Origin of the sequence: Shewanella sp. WXL01 (assembly GCF_012263345.1) — a bacterium.
GTDB classification, from domain to species: domain Bacteria; phylum Pseudomonadota; class Gammaproteobacteria; order Enterobacterales; family Shewanellaceae; genus Shewanella; species Shewanella maritima.
This window is the reverse complement of the sequence record NZ_JAAIKQ010000021.1, coordinates 1-1,828: the sequence shown is the minus strand read 5'-3', so window position 1 is coordinate 1,828 and position 1,828 is coordinate 1. Positions and strand designations below refer to the sequence as shown.

General features: G+C 50.5%; 2 protein-coding genes. Both read right to left on the bottom strand.

What is annotated here, in order from left to right:
- On the bottom strand, positions 1-1,037 hold a 1,037-nt coding region (locus G3R49_RS19870; protein WP_167870826.1), incomplete at its 3' end, for an MtrB/PioB family decaheme-associated outer membrane protein.
- A gap of 14 nt (positions 1,038-1,051) precedes the next feature.
- The coding region (locus G3R49_RS19865; RefSeq protein WP_167870825.1) for a DmsE family decaheme c-type cytochrome at positions 1,052-1,828 on the bottom strand (777 nt) is incomplete at its 5' end.

Sequence of the window (1,828 nt, the reverse complement as noted above, 5' to 3'; positions counted from 1 at the left end):
GTAAACTCAGCGGTTGAGCTTTGGTTGTCACGGTCGCTGTAGGCAAAGCTTGCCCCAAGGCGCAGACGATTAGTGAGCATCGAGCTGATAGCAAAGCGGCCATCAAGGGTATCAACCTGGCCATCCCAGCTTTGTAGTGGGCTACCAGAGACATTCACTAAGTCTTCATCTTGAATCATGCGCCCCGTGGCGACACGGCCACTCATCACGGTGCGGTTAAGCTGGTACTGACCCGACAGTGACACCTGATGGGCTTGATTGTCAGGGGTTGCGGCTTGCACATCGTAAAGGTGTGGCAAGCTGATGTGGTTCATTTTGTTCTCATAGTAGCTGCCTTGATAAGCCAGCTCCGTTAACCAGTTATCGCCCGAGACGTTAATGCCAGCATCTAATTGTTTAGTGCGTGCATCAATCGGCAAGCCAAAATTGATTGGGTTAGGGGCAACCAGTGAGCTTGATTGGTGACCGGTTTTATCTTCCTGGCTGTAACCGATATAGGCATCAAATAGGTCTTGCTTTAACTCCACACCTAGGCCGATTTTCTCGCGCTGTTTGGCGAGGTCAAAGACACGCATAGTATCTGATGGCGTCAGCATACCGTTGTTGTGCCAAAATGGGCTTTCAACATTACCAGCTTGATAGGTTTTGATGCTGTCGTAGTCAAGATTGACGCTGTACACACCCGACTTACCGGCGCTAAAGCGGGCAAAGCCGTTATCCATACCTAACTGATGGGCTTGCAGCTTAGCTTGGTAGCCTTCATCGTTTTGGTAACGCACATCACCGCTAACTGCGCCAATGGCACCATCTTCAGCTGTGCCGAGGGCATTACCCGCATGGATATCATCCACATTGTTGTAACCTGCGTGCACACTCACTTCACCTGTGTAACCTTGGGCCTGAGTGCAACGCTTACACTCATATTTGCCAAAGTTCACCGCGTCAGTATTGGCATTACCCACCGCAAAGTTAGCGGCCATTGCAGGGGTGGCTGCAAAGGTCATGGCTAAGGTAATCATGTTTAATTTAAATGACATTCTCTTGCTCTCCATTAGCGTTGCAGCAGGCTGCCAGATGGGTGGTTAGAGCCATGGATTTGGCTGTGGCAGTTCAAGCAGCTCTTCGCGCCGCCAAATGCATCCATACCTGGCTCAGGTACCACGCGAGAAGCGTGACCGTCTGGCGTGTGACATTGCTGACATAACTGAGGTGCACGGTTATCAAGCATATTGTCGTTGACGCTGCCGTGTGGGTTATGACATGAGACGCAGTTTTCAGTCACTGGCGCATGCTCCCATAGGAATGGGCCACGTTTTTCAGCGTGACAGCTGTAACAGGTGTCATTAACCGTTGGCTGCATCAAGGCGCTTTCGTTCATTGAGCCGTGAGGAGCATGACAATCAACACAGGTCATCTGGTCCCACTTCATTGGGTGTGATGAGCGTTTGTTCATGTCGGCTTTTTCTTTGGTGTGACATGAAGTGCAGGTGTCATTGACGCTGAGTTTATCTAGCGCAGGGTCGTTGGCGGCGTGAACAACATGGCAATCAGCACAGGCAATCTCTTCAAGATTGTGGGTACTGGTATGCCAAGCCATTTGTTTCGGGTCGTTGTGACAACCCTGACATACGCTGTTTTGTGCACTGGCGCTTAACTTACTGTCTTTACCAAAGCTAATCATCGGCTCTTTACCGCCACGATTATGCTTACCTTGTGGGCCGTGGCAGGCTTCACACTGCAACCCCGCCATAGGCGATTTGCTGTTATTGATTTGACCGTGGACACCATCAAAGATGGCGGTCACTGTGTCGTTTTTCTTGTGACACAT